This is a genomic window from Comamonas sp. SY3 (assembly GCF_041730275.1).
GTDB classification, from domain to species: Bacteria; Pseudomonadota; Gammaproteobacteria; order Burkholderiales; family Burkholderiaceae_C; genus Comamonas; species Comamonas sediminis.
Genome location: NZ_JBGTYN010000008.1, coordinates 178,310 through 199,055, shown reverse-complemented (window position 1 = coordinate 199,055; position 20,746 = coordinate 178,310). Strand labels below are relative to the sequence as shown.

Annotated in this window: 19 protein-coding genes; 8 read left to right on the top strand and 11 right to left on the bottom strand. The window is 65.1% G+C overall.

The annotated features are described in order from the left end of the window. From ureE to ureG, 3 genes are read left to right on the top strand one after another with little or no spacing between them, the layout of a single operon-like run. On the top strand, positions 1-561 hold the full coding sequence (gene ureE / locus ACCQ08_RS13035; RefSeq protein ID WP_373450045.1) for an urease accessory protein UreE: 561 nt from the start codon (positions 1-3) through the stop codon (positions 559-561). Next, a complete protein-coding gene (locus ACCQ08_RS13030) occupies positions 558-1,265 on the top strand; it encodes an urease accessory protein UreF (protein ID WP_373450018.1) in 708 nt (235 codons plus the stop codon). Before ureE ends, ACCQ08_RS13030 begins: the two co-directional genes overlap by 4 nt. Continuing rightward, positions 1,262-1,921, top strand: coding sequence for an urease accessory protein UreG (gene ureG / locus ACCQ08_RS13025; protein ID WP_133855334.1), 660 nt, complete (start codon positions 1,262-1,264; stop codon positions 1,919-1,921). Before ACCQ08_RS13030 ends, ureG begins: the two co-directional genes overlap by 4 nt. 24 nt (positions 1,922-1,945) lie before the next feature. Here ureG and ACCQ08_RS13020 read toward each other — a convergent pair whose 3' ends face one another. The 7 genes from ACCQ08_RS13020 to rpoH form a co-directional block, all read right to left on the bottom strand. Next, positions 1,946-2,446: a gamma-glutamylcyclotransferase family protein gene (locus ACCQ08_RS13020; RefSeq protein ID WP_312412825.1), complete on the bottom strand. Its 501-nt coding sequence runs from the start codon at positions 2,444-2,446 to the stop codon at positions 1,946-1,948. A 24-nt stretch (positions 2,447-2,470) separates the two neighbouring features. After that, positions 2,471-3,394 carry a hypothetical protein gene (locus ACCQ08_RS13015; protein ID WP_373450017.1) on the bottom strand — a complete coding sequence of 308 codons (924 nt, stop codon included), beginning with the start codon at positions 3,392-3,394 and terminating at the stop codon, positions 2,471-2,473. Further along, positions 3,391-5,334 (bottom strand): iron-containing redox enzyme family protein, encoded by a 1,944-nt coding sequence (locus tag ACCQ08_RS13010; RefSeq protein WP_373450016.1) that lies wholly within the window; start codon positions 5,332-5,334, stop codon positions 3,391-3,393. Before ACCQ08_RS13010 ends, ACCQ08_RS13015 begins: the two co-directional genes overlap by 4 nt. Positions 5,335-5,340: 6 nt before the next feature. Next, the gene (locus ACCQ08_RS13005) at positions 5,341-6,297 is read right to left on the bottom strand and encodes a fatty acid desaturase (protein ID WP_312412834.1); all 957 of its coding nucleotides are present in this window, start codon (positions 6,295-6,297) and stop codon (positions 5,341-5,343) included. 10 nt (positions 6,298-6,307) lie between these two features. Beyond that, on the bottom strand, positions 6,308-7,063 hold the full coding sequence (locus tag ACCQ08_RS13000; protein WP_373450015.1) for a sterol desaturase family protein: 756 nt from the start codon (positions 7,061-7,063) through the stop codon (positions 6,308-6,310). Continuing rightward, entirely contained in the window at positions 7,060-8,031 is a 972-nt protein-coding gene (locus tag ACCQ08_RS12995) for a Bug family tripartite tricarboxylate transporter substrate binding protein (protein WP_373450014.1), read from the bottom strand. Before ACCQ08_RS12995 ends, ACCQ08_RS13000 begins: the two co-directional genes overlap by 4 nt. Before the next feature lie 162 nt (positions 8,032-8,193). After that, a complete protein-coding gene (gene rpoH, locus ACCQ08_RS12990) occupies positions 8,194-9,171 on the bottom strand; it encodes an RNA polymerase sigma factor RpoH (RefSeq protein WP_373450013.1) in 978 nt (325 codons plus the stop codon). Positions 9,172-9,520: 349 nt separating this feature from the next. Between rpoH and cutA the strand changes: the two genes are divergently transcribed. After that, on the top strand, positions 9,521-9,868 hold the full coding sequence (cutA, locus tag ACCQ08_RS12985; protein WP_239809256.1) for a divalent-cation tolerance protein CutA: 348 nt from the start codon (positions 9,521-9,523) through the stop codon (positions 9,866-9,868). A gap of 30 nt (positions 9,869-9,898) precedes the next feature. On the opposite strand, the gene ACCQ08_RS12980 is transcribed toward cutA, so the two are convergent. The 3 genes from ACCQ08_RS12980 to ftsY all read right to left on the bottom strand — a co-directional run bounded on the left by ACCQ08_RS12980 (position 9,899) and on the right by ftsY (position 15,309). Next, positions 9,899-10,678: a DeoR/GlpR family DNA-binding transcription regulator gene (locus ACCQ08_RS12980; protein ID WP_312412843.1), complete on the bottom strand. Its 780-nt coding sequence runs from the start codon at positions 10,676-10,678 to the stop codon at positions 9,899-9,901. Between the two features lie 93 nt (positions 10,679-10,771). Continuing rightward, the gene (locus ACCQ08_RS12975; RefSeq protein WP_373450012.1) at positions 10,772-13,942 is read right to left on the bottom strand and encodes a choice-of-anchor U domain-containing protein; all 3,171 of its coding nucleotides are present in this window, start codon (positions 13,940-13,942) and stop codon (positions 10,772-10,774) included. Between the two features lie 152 nt (positions 13,943-14,094). Further along, on the bottom strand, positions 14,095-15,309 hold the full coding sequence (gene ftsY / locus ACCQ08_RS12970; RefSeq protein ID WP_373450011.1) for a signal recognition particle-docking protein FtsY: 1,215 nt from the start codon (positions 15,307-15,309) through the stop codon (positions 14,095-14,097). 28 nt (positions 15,310-15,337) lie between these two features. On the opposite strand from ftsY, the gene ACCQ08_RS12965 reads away from it, so the two are divergent. From ACCQ08_RS12965 to coaD, 4 genes are all read left to right on the top strand, one after another. Further along, positions 15,338-16,783, top strand: coding sequence for a M16 family metallopeptidase (locus ACCQ08_RS12965; protein ID WP_373450010.1), 1,446 nt, complete (start codon positions 15,338-15,340; stop codon positions 16,781-16,783). A 102-nt stretch (positions 16,784-16,885) separates the two neighbouring features. Continuing rightward, the gene (locus ACCQ08_RS12960) at positions 16,886-18,229 is read left to right on the top strand and encodes a pitrilysin family protein (protein WP_312412852.1); all 1,344 of its coding nucleotides are present in this window, start codon (positions 16,886-16,888) and stop codon (positions 18,227-18,229) included. Next, positions 18,229-18,933, top strand: a complete 705-nt coding sequence (rsmD, locus tag ACCQ08_RS12955; protein ID WP_239809250.1) for a 16S rRNA (guanine(966)-N(2))-methyltransferase RsmD — start codon at positions 18,229-18,231, stop codon at positions 18,931-18,933. The genes ACCQ08_RS12960 and rsmD overlap by 1 nt, the downstream gene beginning before the upstream one ends. A gap of 105 nt (positions 18,934-19,038) precedes the next feature. Continuing rightward, a complete protein-coding gene (gene coaD / locus ACCQ08_RS12950) occupies positions 19,039-19,536 on the top strand; it encodes a pantetheine-phosphate adenylyltransferase (protein ID WP_239809249.1) in 498 nt (165 codons plus the stop codon). 14 nt (positions 19,537-19,550) lie between these two features. On the opposite strand, the gene ACCQ08_RS12945 is transcribed toward coaD, so the two are convergent. After that, complete coding sequence (locus tag ACCQ08_RS12945) at positions 19,551-20,675, bottom strand: putative zinc-binding metallopeptidase (RefSeq protein WP_373450009.1); 1,125 nt, start codon at positions 20,673-20,675, stop codon at positions 19,551-19,553. Between the last annotated feature and the right edge of the window lie 71 nt (positions 20,676-20,746).

The following is a 20,746-nucleotide window of genomic DNA, read 5'->3' as shown; positions in this document are numbered from 1 at the left end:
ATGCTGCAGGTCTCCAAATGTCTGCCCGGTGGCCAAGGCCTGGCACCGGCCCTGCGCAAGCGCGCAAGCTTTGTCGAACTGGACTGGGATGTGCGCCAGAAATCGCGCTTCTCGGCCACCGACAGCAGCGGCCGCGCGCTGGCGATCTTTCTGCCACGCGGCCAGGCCGTGCGCGGTGGTGATGTGCTGGTCGCCGAAGACGGCTCGGTGGTCCTCGTGCAGGCCGCGCCGCAAAAAGTGCTGCACATCAGCGCCTGCGCGCAGCATGGCTCGGCGTTTGACCTGATGCGTGCCGCCTACCACCTGGGCAACCGCCATGTGCCGATCGAGCTGCAGCCCGACCACCTCAAGATCGAGCCCGACCATGTGCTGGCCGACATGCTGCGCAGCATGCACATGACCGTCGTAGAGGCGGAGCTGCCCTTTGAGCCCGAAGGTGGCGCCTATGGCGGGCATGTCACCAACGATGGCCACAGCCACCATGGACATGGCCACGGGCACAGCCATGACCACCCCCATGACCACGGGCATGGCCATGCCCATCCGCACCACCACAGATGAGCATGCAGCCCCTCAGCCTCTCGCCCGCCAGTTTTTTGCAGCTGATGTGGCTGGCCTCGCCGGCTTTGCCGATAGGCGGATTCTCGTATTCCGAAGGGCTGGAGGCGGGCGTGAATGCGGCGCTGGTAGGCAACGAGGCGCAGGCCGCAGACTGGATTGACCAGCAGCTGCAGCTGAGCCAGGCACGGGGCGATATGGCGGTGCTGGCCCAGGCGATGCAGGCTTGGCAGCGCGATGAGCGCGCGCGCATTGTTGCCCTCAATGCCTGGGTGCTGCAGACGCGCGAGAGCAGTGAGCTTCGCCTGCAGACCGAGCAGATGGGCCGCTCGCTGGTGGCCTGGCTGCAGAACCGCTATGCCGATGATGCCCAGGCCTTGGCGCTGGTGCACTGGCTGGCGGCCGAGGATGCGAGCTACCCGCTGGCCTTTGCGTTGGCCGCGCATTTGGCGGGCGCAGGCGCGCGCGATGCGCTGCTTGCCTATGCCTTTGGCTGGGCCGAGAACATGGTGCAGGCGGCCATCAAATCGGTACCGCTGGGGCAGAGCGCCGGCCAGCGCATTCTGGCGCGGCTGGCGCAGGCGATACCGGGCGCGGCCGACCATGCGCTGGCGCTGGGCGATGACCAGCGCCAGGCTTTTTCTCCGATGCTGGCCATTCTCTCGGCCCGGCATGAACACCAATACTCACGGCTTTTTCGATCATGAGCACTGCACTGCACCACATTCCCCACCGCAGCAAAAAGCTGCCTCCGCTGCGCGTCGGCATCGGCGGGCCCGTGGGCTCGGGCAAAACCACCATCCTCGAGATGCTGTGCAAGGCCATGCGCGACAAATGGGACCTGATCGCCATCACCAACGACATCTACACCAAGGAGGACCAGCGCCTGCTGACCGTCAGCGGCGCGCTGCCGGCCGAGCGCATCATGGGGGTGGAGACGGGCGGCTGCCCGCACACGGCGATCCGCGAGGATGCGTCGATCAACCTCGAAGCGATTGACCGCATGCTGGGCCAGTTTCCCGATGCCGACATCGTCTTTATCGAATCGGGCGGGGACAACCTGGCTGCGACCTTCAGCCCCGAGCTGTCGGACCTGACGATCTATGTGATCGATGTGGCGGCCGGCGAGAAGATACCGCGCAAGGGCGGTCCCGGCATCACCAAGAGCGATCTGTTTGTGATCAACAAGACCGATCTGGCGCCCTATGTCGGTGCCAATCTGGATGTCATGCGCAGCGACACCGAGCGCATGCGCAGCGGCCCCAAGGGCACCAAGCCCTTTGTGATGACCAACCTGAAGACGCTGGATGGTCTGGACGAGGTGGTCGCTTTTATCGAAAAGCAGGGTCTGCTGCTGGGCTGAGCCCCTGGCTTGGGCGTTTGCAGCTTAGCCCGGGGGCGTGTTCAAGCTGAATGCCGTATCGGGGTGCTCGCGGCCCTGCTGCGCAATCCATTCCAGCCAGTCCTGCGCGGTGATCTGCGTGCGTCCGTGCAGGGCGGGGGGCAGGGCCTCGTACACCAGCACCTCCAGCGGCTGCTGGCCGCCGCTGACCAACTCCACATCCAGGGTCAGCACGCGCTTGGTGTACTCGCCAATATCGACAGGCCAGATGCCTTCGATGCGGTCCATCGCCTGCTCCAGCGCATCGCTCAACGGGTAGACCTCGGCCAGCACCAGGCCGCTGCCCTGCAGTTGCAAACCGGGGTACCAGCCCAGGTCATACAAGGTGCCGGTCAGCAGGGTGCGGCCCACGCAGGCAAGCTGGTCGGCCAGGCGGGTGATGTCGTTGACGCCGCCGGCGCGCAAGGTGCCATAGACGGCGACATGGCCGGCGCCGCAAGGGCTCCAGCGTGCGGGGATAGGGTGTTCGGGGGGCGGCGTCTGCATCGGAAGGTGGTGGGGGACGGTGGCTCAGCTGGGTTGGGGGGAGCGGCCGGCGGCCTGCCGGGTCTTGGCGATTTCGCGGCTGGGCAGCGGGGTCTCACCGGTGGCCATGCGCATCAACAGGCAGTGCAGCATCTCGGTGGACAGGCCATGGAGCACCAGGCGGTGGCCGGCGCGCAGGGTGGACAGCGGCACCAGCGGGTGCTTGTTGTTGAGCATCACCAAATGCTCGGGCGAGGACAGGATCTTGGCTGCATAGATGGCGACGGTCTCATCGAGCTGCAGCGAATTGCTGGCGCGCCAGAAATCGTTGTCGGTCAGCAGCAGCTGGTAGACCGGCGTGTAGATTTCGATGGCGCTTTGCAGATCGAGAATGTTCAACCGCCCCTGCGGCATCGCCGCCAGCTCCAGCGGCGGATCGCAGAGCATGCCAAAGTTGGGCTCGGCCACCGGGCCCATGTGCTGGCCGTGGGTGCGCAAGCTGGTGTTGAGCCGGATGACAAAGTTGAACAGGTTCAGGTCGTGCTTGAGGAACAGCTCGTCCTTGATGTCGTCGATCTCCATCGGTGCCAGTGGCTGTGTGGGCACGGGCGTGGGGGCATTGGCGCCGATAAAGCTCAGGATCTGCGAGCCCAGGTGGAAGTGGCGCATGATGAGCCAGTTCGCCTCGGGCGAGACAAAGCGGTTCATGCTGAAGGCCAGGGTGCGGTGCAGCAGCTTGGAATGCGCCCAGCGCTTGGGCAGCAGCACCTTGAGGATCTGGATCAGGATGATGCTCAGCCGTGCAACCGGCCGGATGAAGGGCAGCAGAAACTGGCGCGAGCGGCTGCTCGAATCCTTGAGCCAGGCTGCCTTGACATGGTCGGGCAGCGGCGCGCTTTCGTCCAGGTAGAGCGCCAGCCAGGGGTTGGGATCGCGCTCGTCGTGGGGAATGTCGCGGAAGTCGGTCATCGTGCGGGCTCCGTGGCCGTGGCATCCAGAATGTGCCGGAACTGCATCAGGTAGAGCGCCGCGGTATGGCGTGCGGTGGCGGCAATCGCCGCAGCAGCAGTGCCGGTCTCGTCCAGCGCCATGGCCATCTGCACGGCCATCAGCCAACGCTCCAGGTGGTCTTCGTCATTGGTGCCGTGGTATTCCAGAAAACGGAAGCAGTCCGGTCCCAGTGCCAGGTGCTGGCGCAGCAGCGGCAGCAGGCTGGGAACGATGCGCTGGCCCGTGCCTTCGATGATGTAGATGGCACCCAGGAGCCCAATCGGGTTGGGGGTGGCCGCCAGGCTGTGCAGGTAGCTGTTGAGCGCCTCGCCGCCGGGGTTGCGGCGCAGCTGCTGGATGTCGGTTTGCGTGCCGCCGGCGTTGAGGTAGTCCTGGTGCAGGATCTTGAAGTCGTTCTGCTCCTCGCTGGCATGCACGCCCATCAGTGCGGCCAGCTCGGCATAGGCGCCTGTGAGCGAGGCCGCGCCTTCGCGCATCCACAGGCTGCCTTCGCGCACCTGGGGCACCCACTGGCTCATCCAGCGCACATAGTCGGCCTGCTGGATCTGGCCGCTGTGGATGCGGTGCACCAGCGGCGTGCGCCAGACCTGGGAGCGGTAGTCATGCCAGATGCTGGCCAGCTCGGTCAGCAGGGGTGCCAGGCCTGCCGGGGCGGCGGCCGGGTCATGGGGTGGGGCGATCAGCGCGCTTTGTGCAGCGGCGGCGGCGGGGGTGGCTCGCTGGGCTGGCATGCTGGCACGGGTTGCTGCCGGGCTGGCGGGCGTGTGGTTCTCCACCTCCAGCAGCATATAGCCAGCGGTAAAGCGGCCGGACTCGGGCACAAAGCAGAGCATCGTGTCGCCGGGTTTCAGGCGCTCGTGCTGGGTCTGCAGGTACTCGGCGATCATCACAAAAATGGAGGCCGCACCGGTGTTGCCGCGCCAGGCCAGGTTGCTCCACCAGCGCTCGCGCGGGATCGACAGCTGGGCCTTGTTCAGCAGCTCATCGACGACGGGGATGAATTTCTCCGACGAGTAGTGGCACAGAAAGTGGTCGATGCCGCGCTCGGGCAGCCAGCCTTGGTGGGCGATGCGCGCGTACTCGTGGATGCAGACATCAAAGAGGTGGGGCAGCAGGCGGATGTCCTGGCGCAGCGACAGCGCGCCCGCGGCCTCGGCGTCGGCCCAGGAGGGGAAATCCAGGTGGCTGCGCTGGCGGTCATGCGTCAGGCCCAGTTGCATGCACACGGGGTAGTCGCCGGCAAAGCTGCGCTGGTGTGTCCAGCGCAGCTTCAGGCGCAGGTCGGGGCGCTGGGGCAGCGCGGCGCCCTGGCCCAGCAGCACGGCGCCGGCGCCATCGCTCAGCATCCAGCGCAAAAAGTGCGCATCAAAATCGGTGTTGTAGTCCTGGCCCGCGTAGCGCGAACGCTTGAAGAGCCGGGACGGCATCTCGCTGGCCACCGCCAGCGCATGGCCATGCGTGCCATGCTCCACCGCCAGCGCCGCGCTTTGCAGCGCGCCGACGCTGGCCGCGCAGACGCCATGCACGCTGAGCAGCTCCATCGGCGGGGCGGCCATCTCGCCCTGGATCATGCTGGCAAAGCCGGGCATCAGCGCATCGCCACCCGATGAACCGCTGGCCAGAAAGCCGATGTCGGCCAGCGGCCTTGCGGCCTGCGCCAGTGCTGCTTCAATAGCGCCCTTGGCCATTTGCGCATTGCTGTAGGTGGTGCTGCCATCGGGCGCAATCGCATAGTGGCGCTGCTGGATGCCGTTTTCCGCGAGGATGCGGCGCTTGATGCGTTCGGACAGCCGGTTGAGCGGAGCCACATAGGCATCCATGCCGTCATTGGCGACGGGGGCACCGGGCATGAAGTGACCGGCGGATTCGATATAGACCTGCGAGTATGCGACTGGCATAGATGACTACTTTTTCTCCATAGGCGGCATCAGCGACCGGCTGCGGGCCGATCGGCGCACCAACCCTCCTACAAAGACCCGCGCCATATACGGCAACAGGCCTGCCTCATTGAGCACCGGGTGGACTCGGTGTCGGTATTCATCGGCATGCAGGCGGGTCAACGCCGACCAGTGTGCATGCGGGCATTCATGGTGGGCGGTGTGCAGGCCAATATTAAAGAGCAACGGGTTGACCATGCCCTCAAAATTGCGTGCGTAGTTCAGCATGCCACTGCCGGTATCGTTTTCCGGCTTGGGGGGCTTGCGGCCATCGGCATGGGCATGTTGCAGGTAGTTGGTGGCCAGCAGCCAGTGCAGGCCATGGAGTTGCGGCACGATGACGAAGAGCAGCGCCTTTTTCCAGTCCAGCGCCAGCAGAGCCGCCCAGCTGCCCAGCCACAGCGCGTACTGGCCCATGCAGTAGCGAAACGCGCCCGGATGCCGTTGGCGCAGGCCACGGAGCCAGCGGATGAACAGCGGGTACAGCACCCAGGCAGCCTGCAGCGGATGGACCAGGTAACCCCAGAGGTGGTTGGTGTCGCCCCCAAAGCGGTAGGTGCGGGCGATGTCCTGCTCGCCATGTTTGTAGCGGTGGTGGTTGCCGACATGGGCGGGCCAGAACACAAAGGTGGGGTGGCCCTGCAGCAGGGTCAGCGCATAGTCGGTGGCACGGTTGGGCCAGCGGCTGTGGGGGCCCGTCCACATGCGCAGATGGGTGTGGTTGTGGTGGATGACGCCGATGCCCAGAGTCAGAAACAGCGCGACCAGGTAGAGCCACCAGACGAGACCATGCTGCCACTGCCAGGCGGCGATCAGCGGCAGCGCCAGCATGTAGAGCAGCGATTGCCAGTCACGCCAATGGCGCAGCCGGGGCAGCTTGCGGGAGGCGGTGGCGGGCTGGGGCAGGCTGTCGTCGCGGGTCATGCGGACCGGTTCAAGCAGCAGGACGGCCTGGGGCCGCGCGTGGCGGCAGCGGGTCGGCTTCGCTGCGCATCAGCCGGTCCATGAAGGCCAGCGCAAAGCCATAGTTGCCGGCCGGCCGGGCATGGTGCAGGTGGTGCCGGCGGCTGGCAGCCAGCGGGTGGCGGGGCCCCACATGTGGGAAGAAGTCGTAATTGGCATGGCCCACTGCGTTGAGAAAGATGCTGAACACCGGCACCGAAGCGAGTGACCAGAAGGCAAAGTCATGCAGCACCATCGGCAGCAGGATCACATTGCCCAGCATCATCGCCTCGATCGGGTGGAAGCTGTAGGTTGACCACGGCGTGACCACGACCGAGCGGTGGTGGTCACCGTGGAAGCGCTTGAACCAGCGCGTATGCAGCAGGCGGTGGTTGATCCAGAAGTGCACATCGTTCCAGATCAGCAGCACCCAGATCTCGATGGCGATCTGCCAGCCGCTGGGGGCGATGGCGAAATGCGCCCAACCCAGCTGCACAAAGCCCCAGGGCACGACCATGCCCAGGCCAAACACCAAGATGGAGTGAAAGGACTGGCGCCATTCGCGCCGCAGCTGGTCGGGCTTGAGCGGCCGGGTATCGAGCACCCGGCCAATGCCACGCTTTTGCAGAAAGCGGGTGAGTGCCGTCATGCCCAGCCCTCCGATCAGGTACAGCGCGCTGAAGAACACGAGGCCCCAGGCCATCACCTGCCAGGCGCTGAGATCGGAGAAGACTTGGGCGGCCGTCATTGCGCGCGGATGTTCTGCTCTTTGATGATGGCGCCCAGCGCCTTCACATCGGCATCAATGCGGTTCTTCAGGCCTTCGGGGGAGCTGCCGACCGCCTGCCAGCCCTGCAGCGCCAGCTTCTGGCGCATGTCGGGGCTGCGCACGATCTCGCCCACGGCAGCGGCCAACTTGTCGACATGGGCCTTGGGCATGGCCTTGGGCGCTGCCACGGCGTTCCAGATTTCCATGTCGTAGTTGGCAATGCCCAGCTCCTTGAGGCTGGGCAGGCCGGGGGCCAGCGGGCTGCGCGCGGCAGAGGTCACGCCAATGCCGCGCAGCTTGCCGGCCTGGATCTGGTTCATCGCCAGCGCCGGGGGCAGCATCGACAGCTGCAGGTCGCCGCCCTGAATGCCATTGAACACCTGGGGGTAGCCAGGGTAGGGGATGTGCTCGGGCTTGATCTTCGCGCGGCTTTTGAGCAGCTCCATGCCCAGGTGGCCAATGGTGCCTACGCCGGGCGAGCCATAGCTCCAGCTGCTGCCCGCCTGGGTGGCGGCGTCGAAGAAGGCCTTGCCCTCGGGCGCCTTGGCCGGCGCCACCAGCACCAGCGGTGCCACGCCAATCAGACCGACAGGCTGCAGATCGGTCAGCGGGTCATAGCGGATCGACGGATTGAGCAGCTTGGCAATCGTCATATTGCCGTTGATCATCACGCTGAAGGTGTAGCCGTCGGTCGCGCGCGCCACATATTCGGCGGCGATATTGCCCCCGGCCCCGACCTTGTTCTCGACGATGATCGGTTGGCCCAGCGCTTTTTCCAGCGGCTCGGCCAGCGCGCGGGCAGTCAGGTCAGGCGACGACCCGGCTGGAAAGCCGACGATCAGATGCAGGGGCTTGCTCGGCCAGTTGTCCGCTGCCAGCGCGCCGGTGCTGGCCCATAGGGCGGCGAGGGTGGCCACCATCAGACGGCGAGGTAATTTAAATGTCATAAGAGTTCCAGTTTCGCATGAACCGTGGCGGCAGGCACTTTATACATTCACCAAGTCGCATGCAAGCATAAAAAAACGCACAGACCGACAGGTCTGCGCGTTAATTATTGTATTTAATACCCTCTGGATATCAATATACCCTTTGGGATATTCTTTGCCTATTTAGGCATACTCCGCCAATGCCTTGCGCATTTTCTTCATGGCTGCCGATTCGATCTGGCGAATCCGCTCGGCGCTGACACCATAAACTGCAGCCAGGTCGTGCAAGGTCATGCCGCCCGAGCCATCGTCGTTCACCTTGAGCCAGCGCTCTTCCACAATGTGGCGGCTGCGCTCGTCCAGGGTGGCCAGGGCCTCCTGGATACCATCGGTAGCCAGGTAATCGCGCTGGCGCGATTCGATCATCGCGGTCGGCTCATGCGATGCATCAGCCAGATAGGCGATGGGGCCGTAGGCTTGCTCGCCGTCATCGGAAGGGCTGGGGTCAAGCAGCACATCACCGCCCGACAGGCGGGTTTCCATCTCTATCACGTCTTCGCGCTTGACATTCAGATGCGCGGCCATCGCATCGATTTCGCTCTCGGAGAGCGTGTCGCGCTGCATGGCACCGTCTTCCATGCCAGCTTCCGCCTTGAAGCCCTGCTTCATCGAGCGCAGATTGAAGAACAGCTTGCGCTGGCTCTTGGTGGTTGCCACCTTGACCATGCGCCAGTTCTTCAAGATGTATTCGTGGATCTCGGCCTTGATCCAGTGCATCGCGTAGCTGACCAGGCGCACGCCCTGATCGGGGTCAAAGCGCTTGACGGCCTTCATCAGACCGACATTGCCTTCCTGGATCAGATCGCCGTGCGGCAAGCCGTAGCCCATGTACTGGCGGGCAATGGATACCACCAGGCGCAGGTGCGAGAGCACCAGGCGGCCTGCGGCCTCGACATCGCCGTTTTCCTTGAGTTTCTTCGCATAGCCCAGCTCTTCCTCGGGGGTCAGCATGGGGATGCGGTTGACCGCAGTGATGTATGCGTCCAGATTGCCCAGGGGTGGTACCAACGACCATGGGTTTGCAGGAGCCAGTGCGGTAGAGGGGATGGCGGCTCCAGAATGAGTTGTCACGCTAGAAGTCCTTTCGTCTATGCGATACATAGTAACACCGGTAGGAGTCCCTAGATGCTGTGGGAGTTCCCATGCTGCGGTGCAGTATGCGGGGGGTTAAGTTTCAGCTAAGCAACGCTGAAAACGGCGCCGGTGAAGGAGGCGTTGCTCCTGTTTTTGAGCATCTTCAAGTTTCTTTACGGCGGCAGCCGCAGTGGGCGGGGTGCTGTCTGACACCCGTATGCGCTTTCAGGACGGTTGGAGTGGCCAGGTTGTGGATAAGTTCCAAGGAATGGCCGAAGAATCGGCGGGCATTGCCGCGCGCCACCACGCTGGATGGCAGCCGTAGAGCGGCTAATATGTGATGAAAGTCATGGAGTTGAAAATGGACAGGTTGGCAATGAACCCCCGCCCCGACGGCAACTACCTGGTGGCCTGGGCCAGTACCACGGTAGACAGCGAAACGGCTGCGCATGCGTTGGCACGGGAAGGGGTCCATGCCCGGCTCGCCGCTTGCGCGCAGGTCGAGAAAATCCATTCGCACTACTGGTGGGACGGTCAGTTGCAGCAGGGCGATGAATGGCGGATCACCTGGAAGACCACGCCCCGCAGCCTGCCGGCGCTGCAACGCTTGCTGGTGCCCTTGCATCCCTATGCACTGCCGCAATGGCTGTGGGGGGATGGCCCTGCCAGCCCCGCCTATGCAGCCTGGGTGGCGGCCGAGGTGGGAACCCCGGTGCAGGCCTGAGGGCCAGAACCGAGGCCTTGCCGTGGCGCCTTAAACGGTGACCACGTCCAACCCCTGCGCGCTCAGCGCTGCCAAGGCCGGCGCATTGGCCGCATGGATATTGGTAACCAGCGTCTGCTGGGCAGGAGGGCGGGTCACAGCGTAGCGGCTGCGCAGCCCTATCTTGCTGTAGTCGGCCAGCACGAGCAGCGAGGAAGACTGCTCGGCCATCGCCGTGGCCAGACTGGCTTCCTGCTCATTGCCGAAGGTCACGCCATCGTGCGCGTTGATGCCCACGGGCGAGATGAGGGTGACATCGGCGCGGTAGCGGCGGATCTCGTTGAGGGTGACCGGTCCATAGGTACAAGGAATTTCCGGGTTGGTATCGCCGCCCAGCAGCACCACGCGCATGCCCTGGGCTGTGTCTGACGGGGCCTGGGTGCCTGCCAGCTTCAGGGCGACGGTGATGGAGTTGGTGACCACGACCAGCCGGCTGATCAGCCGGAGCTCTTCGGCGAGGATGGCGGTGGTGGTGCCCGCATCGATAAACACCATCTGGCCCGGCTGCAGGCGCTTGACCGCCGCCTTCGCAATCGCGCGCTTTTCTGCCACGCGCAACGCCTGGCGCTGCACAAACGGGGGCTCGTCCTGTGTGACGCGGGCAACGCCGCCATGCACGCGCCGCACCAGGCCCATGGACTCGAGCGCCAGCAAGTCCTGGCGCACCGTTTCGCGCGAGACCTGCATGTCCTGAATGAGTCTTTCGGTGCTGAGCCGGTCGATCGAGGCGAGCAGCGATTGGATGCGGACGAAGCGGTCTTCTTGCAGCATGGATGCGTTTCCTTAGGGGGCAGGCTGCTCGGGCAGCCCGCGCTATTGTGCAACACCGGCCCCGGCAGATACGTGCTGGGGCCGGTGGTCCATTCAGCGGTGGCGTCTTGCGGCCACAGCCATTGCGATCAACAGCAGTGATGCCAGCAGCAATGCCAGAGGCTGGTTGGCGGGCACCGGCTGGGCGGCCGGCACCGGGGGCACCACGATGTCGGCGGGCACCGCGACCAGCACCGGATCGACGATGGCGCCGTTGACCACCCCGTCTTCGTCCAGTGGGCCACCGTCGGTCACGGTGTAGCGGACGGCGCCCCCTGCAATGCTGGCGCCGGTGATCTCGCTGACCGTCCGCTGGCCGTTGCTCGCGGTGTGTACCTTCATGACCCGGCTATTGGCGGGCAGGCCGGCGGGCAGCTCCAGGCGGACCTGGGCGCTGAAGCCTGCATGGTCGCATCCCGAGAGCGTGAAGGACAGCAGGCCGCTAGCAGCTTGCAGGCCGGCGGGCAGCAGACCGGCGGGCACGGGGCTGACGCTGGCGTTGGACTGGTCGCAGCGGGTGGCGGCCTGGATGTTCAGGTTCATCGCGGGCAGGTTGCCGCCGGGGCTGGGCAGGCCGGTGTCGATCAGGTCCTGCACGGGAGGCTCGGGCTCAGGCGCGGGGTTGCCCAGCTCGAAAGAGCCGGTCGCGCTCCAGCCGGACCAGTTCAGATGGGTATCGCGCACGCGGACCCGCCAGTACCAGCGTTCATCCTGGCCCAGCTGCAGCACCTGCGCTGGCTGGCCCTGGAAGGGGTCCCAGGCCGAGCCCTTGCTGCCACCGGCCTGCAGCAGCTGCGCATAGCACTGGCGGCCGCCCTGGCGCTCGGCACCACTGTCACCGTCTTCGTCCCACTTGTAGCCGCAGCTCCAGCGGTCACGCAGGCTGTTGCCGCCTGCAATGATGGCGCTCGTCAGCTTGCCGCGCGCGGTGTTGGCCGCCACATTCGGGTAGAGGCGCTGGGGGGTGGCCAGCAGCTGGCCCAGCGGCAGGGTGGTGATGTCGGCATCCTTTTGCGTATTGGTGCGCACGCCGTTCAGGTAGGTCCAGTTTTCGCTGCGGGTGTCATTGCCCCAGACGTCGTAGACCGGCTGGCCGGCGGCAAATTGCGGGTCCTTGGAGACCTGCCACTGCGCTTCGTAGAGCGCTGGCCCGGCCACTGGGCGGTAGGCCAGCTGCAGACGGGCCGGATCGACCTTGCCCAGCTTGGCCTGGACCAGCTCCGGCTTGAGGGACCAGGCCTGGCTGGTGATGGCGATGCTGTCGTCTGGCGTGCTGCTGGTGGTGGAGGCGCCCAGGTCGTAGCGCTTCCAGGTCAGGGCCGGAGTGGCGCTGCCAAAGCTGGCTTCCAGGGTGCCATAGCCAAAGCTGAGTTTGGTGTTGGCGATGACGTCCAGATCGCTGTCATCGCTTTGCTTGGCGCCTTCGAGCGCGCCACTGCCAGAGGCCACGTTCAGCCAGAGATGGCGGCTGTTCATCGAATTGCCGCGCTCATAGAAGTGCACATGGCCGTTCAGGTTGGCCGTGATGGCCCCGGTCGTGCGGCCATAGTCTTCCATCTGCGCAATGAAATCGCAGGTGGCCATTACCTCGCCCTGGCGCCATTTTTCGCTCAGGCAGGGATGGTGGTTGAGCAGCACCACATAGGGCTTCTTGTCCACACGGGTCTGGGCCATCAGGCCGGTGAACCAGTTCAGGTGCTCCTGCATGTAGTCGGCGCGGAAGAGCCCGCGGCCGTTGTCATAGCTGCTCCATCCCCCGGTGTTGTGCATGGCCGAGGCGGGGTTGAAGTCGCTGCCGACAATGCGCATGCCCAGGTAGTCCAGCTGGTACCAGTGCAGCGGGTGCTTCTCCGAGCCATTGGCAGGCATGCGGTTGAAGTACTTGCGGTAGGTCTTGGCCCAGCTCTTTTCAGCGCCGGCGCTGGCTTGTTCTCCACCAAAATATTCGTGGTTGCCTGGCGCGGGAATCAGCGGCACGTAAGCGGTGATGGCGGCCAGCGGTCCGAAGAACTGGTCCTTCCAGTTGCTGCGTGTGCCGCCCGATCCGACCAGGTCACCCGGCACCATGAAGCCGGCCAGGTTCTGCGCGCATTGGGCGGCTACGCCTGCGCAGTCGTTGTTGATGATGCCCTGGGTGATGTTCTTGAGGCGGTTGGCCAGGCCATCCTGGGTGTCCGAGACCACGGCGAACTTGGCGCTGGCGACGCCATCGCCTTCGCGTGGCCAGGTCTTGAACTGGAAAGGGCCTGCCAGCTTGGGTGCTGCGCTGGTACCTGTCACCACCGCGTACTCATAGAGTGTGTTGGACTGCAGACCGGTGATGTCGGCAAAGAAGATGCTGCTGTCGGCAAAGTCGCCGACCGGGTTCTTGGTGGGCAGCAAGGTGTAAGGCCCCGTGCTGCCGGCCAGCCGCCACCAGATGGTGGGGGCGGATTCGCTGGTCTCGAGCATCACGGCCATGTGGTCGGGGCCGGGGTTTTGCAACGTGGGGCCGACGGTCAGTGCCGGTGCCGTGGCCGTGCTGGGCAGCTTGGCAGGATCAAAGGGCTTGGGCGGCTCGCTGCTGGTGCGGGTCAGCACCACATCATCGAGGCCCCAGTACCAATTGTTGTCGGTGTTCAGGTAGCTGAAGCGCAGGCTGACACTCTTGGCACCGGCCGGGACGCTGAAGGCCAGGCTCTCGGCCTGGTTCAGCCGCGAGGCGCTGGTCTCATTCAACAGGGTCTGGACGCTGCTGTCATCAAAGACCGCCTCGACCTTGATGCTCTCCTTCTTCGTCGAGCCCATCTGGAAATGGTTGAGAAAGGCCAGCGTGTAGCTGCCGCCGCCCTGGACCGCAATGCCGGGGCTCTCCATCACGGTGCTGAAGTACTGACCGCTGGTGGGCCGCAGGCCATCCGATTCGGCCACGGCGATCTTGCCGCTGGCCTTGGTCCACTCGGCACGCTCACCGCCCGAGACCTGGGTGGTCCAGTAGCTGGGCGTGACGAACTTCCAGCCCAGCCAGGGCAGTTTGGCCGCGGTCGAGCGGCCGCTGGTGGCCACTGTCTCGGCATTCTCCAGCCGCAGCGTCCAGCCGGCGGGCGCTGCTGTGCCCAGGCCGGCAGGCGCATCGGCGCCCGCTGCATCAAAGTTCTCGCTGAACACCACCGTCTGGGCCAGCGCCAACCCGCTGATGGCCCAGAGCCCGGCGGCACACAGCTGCCGCACGCTTGCTTTTTTCATGAAACCTCCTGCCTTCAAGGCCGATGTGGTGAAAGCATGTCTTCACCAGGAAGTGCAAAAAATAACAAGATTGCATGAAACTACAATGACTCAGCCCAGAAAAAGCCCCGCTGGGCAGAGCGGGGCTGCACGGGGGAGGGCCGGTGTGGCGATCAGGCCAGCAGGGCCTGCGCAAATTCCTTGGCGCTGAATGTCTCCAGGTCCTCGACCTTTTCGCCGACGCCGATGAAGTACACGGGGATGGGGCGCTCCTGCGCAATGGCCGCCAGCACGCCGCCCTTGGCGGTGCCATCGAGCTTGGTGACGATGAGGCCCGTCAGCTGCAGGGCATCGTCAAAGGCCCGCACCTGGTTGAGCGCGTTCTGGCCGGTGTTGCCATCGATGACCAGCAGCACTTCGTGCGGCGCGCTGCCATCGGCCTTGGTGACGACGCGCTTGATCTTCTTGAGCTCTTCCATCAGGTGCAACTGGGTGGGCAGGCGGCCGGCGGTATCCACCAGCACGACATCCTTGCCCCGGGCCTTGCCGGCGGTCACCGCATCAAAGCTGACAGCCGCGGGGTCGCCCCCTTCCTGGCTGATGATCTCGACCGTGTTGCGAGTGGCCCAGACACCGAGCTGCTCGCGCGCCGCAGCGCGGAAGGTGTCGGCCGCCGCCAGCAGCACGCTCTGGCCCGCATCGGCCAGGTGCTTGGTCAGTTTGCCGATCGAGGTGGTCTTGCCGGCGCCATTGACACCGGCCACCATGATGACCGTGGGGCTGTGCTCACCGATGACCAGCGGCTTTTCCAGCGGTGCCAGCAGGTCGGCCAGCGCGCTGGCCAGCAGTTCCTTGACGGCGGCCGGGTCGGTGGTCTTGCTGTCTTTGACGCGCTGCCTGAGGTCGTCCAGCAGGTGCTGGGTCGCCTTGACACCGGTATCGGCCATCAGCAGGGCCTCTTCCAGCTCTTCATACAGCTGTTCGTCGATCTTGGTGCCGGTGAAAACCGTCGCAATGCTGGAGCCGGTTTTGCGCAGCCCGTTCTTCAGGCGGCCCATCCAGCTGTCGCGGCTGCTGGGAACCTCGGGTGCTATAGTGATAGGAGCTATCGGCGCCTGCGGGGCTTGTGCAGATGGGGTTTTTGTTACTGTTTCTGCAGCTGTGGGTGCCGGGGCTGCGGCCTTGCCGCCCATGCCCAGGCCACGCAGCCAGCCCGTCTTGGCGGGCTCCGCCGCCACAGGGGGGACAGGGGCCACCGGCGCACTGGGCACCTGGGGTGCGGGCGCCGGGGTGCCGGCCAGCGGAGCGGGCGCTGGCGCTGGCTCGGCGGCGGAAGGGTTGGGGGCTGCGTCGGCAGCGGGAGATTTTTTCTTGAAAAAACTGAACATTGTGCGCTACGTAGAATCAGCCTATTTTATGAAACGTTCCACCATTTTGCTGGCCTTGATGGCCTCCCTGGGCGCTGGGGCTTCTTCAGCGCTGGCCGCGCCGCCGGTCTCCAGCGCTGCCATTGCCTCCAATTCTGCCGGTGCCCAGCAGTTCACCCTGTCCAACGGCATGGGCCTGATCGTACAGCCAGACAAGCGCGCGCCGACGGCCGTGCACATGGTCTGGGTGCGTGTGGGCTCGATGGACGAGGTCGATGGCCGCTCGGGCCTGGCCCATGCGTTGGAGCACATGATGTTCAAGGGCACGGCCACGGTGGCGCCCGGCGACTTTTCGCGCAAGGTCGCGGCGCTGGGCGGGCAGGACAATGCCTTCACCAACCGCGACTACACCGGCTACTACCAGCAGATCCCGTCCGGCAAGCTCGAAGACGTGATGCGCCTGGAGTCGGACCGCTTTGCCAACAACCAGTGGCCTGACAGCGAGTTCAAGAAAGAGATCGAGGTCATCAAGGAAGAGCGCCGCATGCGCACCGATGACAACCCGCGTGCCAGCCTGATGGAGCAACTCAATGCCGCGACCTGGCAGGCCTCGCCCTACCACCGCCCGGTGATTGGCTGGATGGGCGACCTCGATTCCATGCACCCCGATGATGCCCGTGCTTTCCATAAAGCCTGGTATGTGCCGGAGAACGCCGTCGTCGTCGTCGCCGGCGATGTCGATGTGGACAAGGTGCGTGCGCTGGCCGAAAAATACTATGGCAGCATTCCCAGCCGTGCGCTACCCGAGCGCAAGCCCCGGCCCGAGCCGCTGCAAAAGGGCGAGCGCCGTCTCGACTACAAGGCGCCTGCCGAGCAGGCCTATGTGGTGATGAGCTTCAAGGTGCCTGACCTGCGCAACCTGGTCGAGCCCAAGGACAGCGACAAGGATGCGATGGCGCTGTTGATGCTCGGGTCCGTGCTCAGCGGCTATGACGGCGCGCGCCTGGACCGCCAACTGACCCAGGGCGCCAACCGTGTGGCCGATGCCACCTTCAGCGGTGCCAGCGTGGTCAACCGGGGGCCTTCCACCTTCTTGCTGGGCGGTGTGCCATCGCAGGGCAAGACCGCCAAAGAGGTAGAGACGGCCTTGCGTGCCGAAGTGGCCCGGGTTGCCAGCGAAGGGGTGGGCGAGGGCGAACTGGAGCGGGTGCGCACGCAGTGGCAGGCCTCGACCGTCTATGAACGCGACTCGGTCTTTGGCCAGGCCAATGACCTGGGCTCCAACTGGGTGCTGGGCCTGCCGCTGGATGCCAATGACAAGCTGCTGGCGCTGATGAAAACGGTGACGGCTGCGCAGGTGCAATCGGTGGCAGCGCGCTATTTTGGCGATGACCAGATGACGGTCGCGACCCTGGTGCCCCAGCCGCTGACCGATGCGGACCGGGCCGCCCAGAAGCGCAGCGGCGCGGCGACCAAGGATGGTGCGGTGCACTGACCGGAACCCGGTGGCGGGTGCCGTGCTTGAGGCGCCCGCCACCGATTGTTTTTCTCAGGGCCTGCTGCCCATGGCAGGCGGCCCTGGCTAGCAGAGATACCCATGCGAACCTCTTTTTGCAAAACACTGGTCGGCGGCGCGGCAGCCTTGCTGGCCTCCCATTCGGCCTGGGCCTTGCTGCCCATCGAACACTGGACGCAGGACAGCGGCGCCCAGGTCTGGCTGGTCAACAGCCCCACCATCCCGATGGTGGATGTGCAGCTGAACTTTGATGCCGGCAGCCGGCGCGATCCGGCCAACCAGGCCGGCCTGGCCAGCGCTGCGGCCATGATGGCGTCCAAGGGTGTCAAAGCCCAGGCCGGTGCGCCGGCGCTGGACGAAAACGCTGTCGGCGAGGCCTGGGCCGATCTGGGTGCCAGCTTTGGCGCGGGTGCCAGCAGCGATGCGCTGACCTTTTCGCTGCGGTCGCTGACCGACAGCAGCCTGCTGAACCGTGCTGCCGACCTGGCGGCGCGCCAGATGGCCCAGCCCAGCTATGACGATGCTGTCTGGCAACGCGAGCGCGAGCGCTGGAATGCGGCGATCAAGGAGGGCAATACCCGCCCCGCCGTCGTCGCCGGCCGTGCCTTCAACAAGGCCGTGTTTGGCAGCCATCCTTATGGGCTGCGCGCCACCGAAGACACGCTGGCCCAGATCAGCCCGGCGGTGATGCAGCAGTACCTGGCGCGCTCGGTCGATGCCTGCCGCGCCAAGGTGACCCTGGTGGGGGCGTTGGACAAGGCCCAGGCCGATGCGCTGGTCAAGCGCCTGCTGGCCCAGATGCCGGCCACGCCCAAGGCGCAGTGCACTGCACCGCCCGAGGTGCCCGCAGTGCAGCCGCTGGCCAAGGCCGATGACGTGAAAATCGCGTTTGACTCCGCCCAGGCCCAGGTGCTGTTGGGCCAGCCCGGCATCCGCCGCGCCGATCCGGATTTTCTGGCGGTCATGGTGGGCAACCATATTCTGGGCGGCGGCGGGTTTGCCTCGCGCCTGATGGAGGAGGTGCGCGAGAAGCGAGGCCTCGTGTATGGCGTGTATTCGACGTTCAACCCGGGGCTGGATGCCGGTGCCTTCCAGATCGGTCTGCAGACGCGGCCAGACCAGGCGGCCGAGGCGCTCAAGGTCACACGTGAGGTGCTGAGCCAGTTCATCGCCAAGGGCCCCACCGAGCAGGAGCTGCGCGATGCCAAGGACAACCTGATTGGCGGCTTTGCGCTGCGCGTGGACAGCAATGCCAAGCTGCTGGGCAATGTGACCAATATCGCCTGGAATGGCCTGCCGCTGGACTACCTGGACCACTGGACCGACCGCGTCGAGGCGCTCAGTGCGGACGATGTGCGCAAGGCCATGGCGCGCATGGTGCAGCCCGACAAGCAAGTGACCGTGGTGTTGGGAGCAAAACCATAATGGGACGCAGTGCCATCAAAAGCGAGAGTGCGCTGCGCGCGCTGGTGCAAAAAGCAGCCGCTGCTGCAGAGACCGCTGCCGACGCGGCGCCCGCCCGCAAGCGCGGCAACGCCGGGAATGCCTCCCGCGTCGCAGCATCTGCGGCCGGAGAGATCCGTATCATCGGCGGCCAATGGCGCCGCACCAAGCTGGCGGTGCTGACCCGCCCCGATCTGCGGCCCACGCCGGACCGTGTGCGCGAAACGCTGTTCAACTGGCTGGGCCAAGACCTGGCCGGCTGGCGCTGCCTGGATGCCTTTGCCGGCACCGGCGCGCTCGGGCTGGAAGCCGCATCGCGTAACGCCAGCCAGGTGCGCATGGTCGAGTCCGATGTGCAACTGGCCGCGCAGATCAAGCAGCTGGCGCAAAAGCTGGGTGCCACACAGGTGGAAGTGAGCCGGGGCGACGCACTGGCAGCGCTGCAGGCCTACCAGGCGCACTGGGATCTGGTCTTTATCGACCCCCCGTTCTCCGGCCAGCTGTTTGTGCCGGCGCTCAAGGCGGCGCATGCAGCGGTGACCGCCCAGGGCTACATCTACCTGGAGGCGCCGGAGGCCTGGAGCGAGGAGGCCTTGGCCGCGCTCGGGCTGGTGTGCCATCGCTACCTGAAGGCAGGCGCCGTGCATGCGCACCTGTTGAAGAAAGCCGAGGCGCAGCAGGGCTAGAGCGGGAATGCCTGCGCGGTAGCAGGGCCGTGGCGGAATGGTTTATGCTGCACTGCAATGTGCCAGGGCTGCTGGCACGACGATGATGCTTTGCAGGAGACATACATGACATTGGCCATCTACCCAGGCACGTTCGACCCGATGACCCTGGGCCACGAGGATGTGGTGCGCAGGGCCTACCAGCTGTTTGGCAACGTGATCGTGGCCGTGGCCGAGGGCCACCACAAGAAGACCATGTTCACGCTCAAGGAGCGGATGGACATGGCGCGCGAGGCGGTCAAGCATTACCCCAGCGTACGGGTCGAAAGCTATTCAGGCCTGCTGCGCGATTTTGTTGTGGCCCAAGGCGGCAATGCGATCGTGCGCGGCTTGCGTGCAGTCACCGATTTCGACTACGAGTTCCAGCTGGCCGGCATGAACCGCTCGCTGATGCCCGATGTGGAAGCCGTGTTCCTGACCCCCAGCACCCGCTACCAGTTCATCAGCAGCACCTTTGTGCGCGAAATCGCGATGCTCAGCGGCGAGGTTGACAAGTTCGTCTCTCCTTATGTCGCGCAGGAGCTGCAGCGCAAGGTGACGCAGCGCCGGGCAGAAGAGGCCTGATCCGGCAGCGCTGGTCAGCCCTCGGAGGACTGGGCCAGTGCATGCACCGGCGCACTGTGCAGCGGGTGCGGGCGCCGCACAATCTCATGCACGTACCGCAATTTTTCCAGAGCGCCTGCGGACAGCGCGAACGGATATGCATCCTGCTGGCCCAGGCTGCGGTTGAGGCTGTTGAGCAGCAGGGTGACCGGCACCCACTGCGCCACCATGTCTTCAAAACTGGGCGCTGGCTGGACAAACGGATCTCCCATCGACACCGAAGGGCTGCCCTCGGCCATCGTCATCCGCGTCTGGTAGCTCGCTGCGGTCTCCAGCACATCGACCATATGCAGATAATGTGCCCAGGATTCTGCCCAGTCTTCCCAGGGGTGGGCGCTGGCATAGGCACTCACGTGCTGGCCGCTCCACTGCATATAGCTGGGTGGGTTCGCATAGTAGTGCTGCAAAGACTGCGGATAGCTTTGGCGCTCGTCGCCAAACAGCTGGCGGAAGCTGTCCAGCTCTCCGCCATCGCGCACCAGCTTGTCCCAGAAGAAATGGCCCGATTCATGGCGCAGGTGCCCCAGCAAGGTGCGGTAGGGTTCGTGCAGCGCCACACGGCGGCGCACGCGTTCGTCGTCGTCGGCCTCGGCAATGTTGATGGTGATCAGACCGTTCGCATGGCCGGTGACCACAGGCTGGTCCGGCACATCGGCGAGGAACTGGTAATGGGGGGTCCAGCTGGGTTCATCGGGATGCAGGCCAAGCCGCGCCAATGTGTAGTAGAGCCGGCGTTTGGCGCTTTCTAGCTTTTGCCAGCGCAAGGTGTTGCCGCTGACGGAGAGATCAGGCAGCACCAGGGTTTGCCGGCAGGAGCTGCACAGGCTATGGGGCGCATCGGCCGGAATCGCAAAATTGCAGGCCTGGTACTGGTCCCGGTTGGCACACATGCGGTAGCGCTGGCTGCTGCTGCCCGCTCTTGAGGTGATTCGTTGCCACAAAGGGCCCGGCACGGGCGTGGGCGTATCGGAGTCGAGTGCAGCCATGGCCCCCACATCGTCGCAGTCAGGCAGATAGGCCAACGCTGCGCCGCAGTTGACACAGTGCACGCTCTCGAAAAAAACCAGTTGACCGCATTGGTCGCAATGGAACAGGCGCATCGGTCAAGCTTAACGCATCGCTGCGCGATTGACCATGACCACCCAGTCAGACGATCGCTCGTGCACAGGCG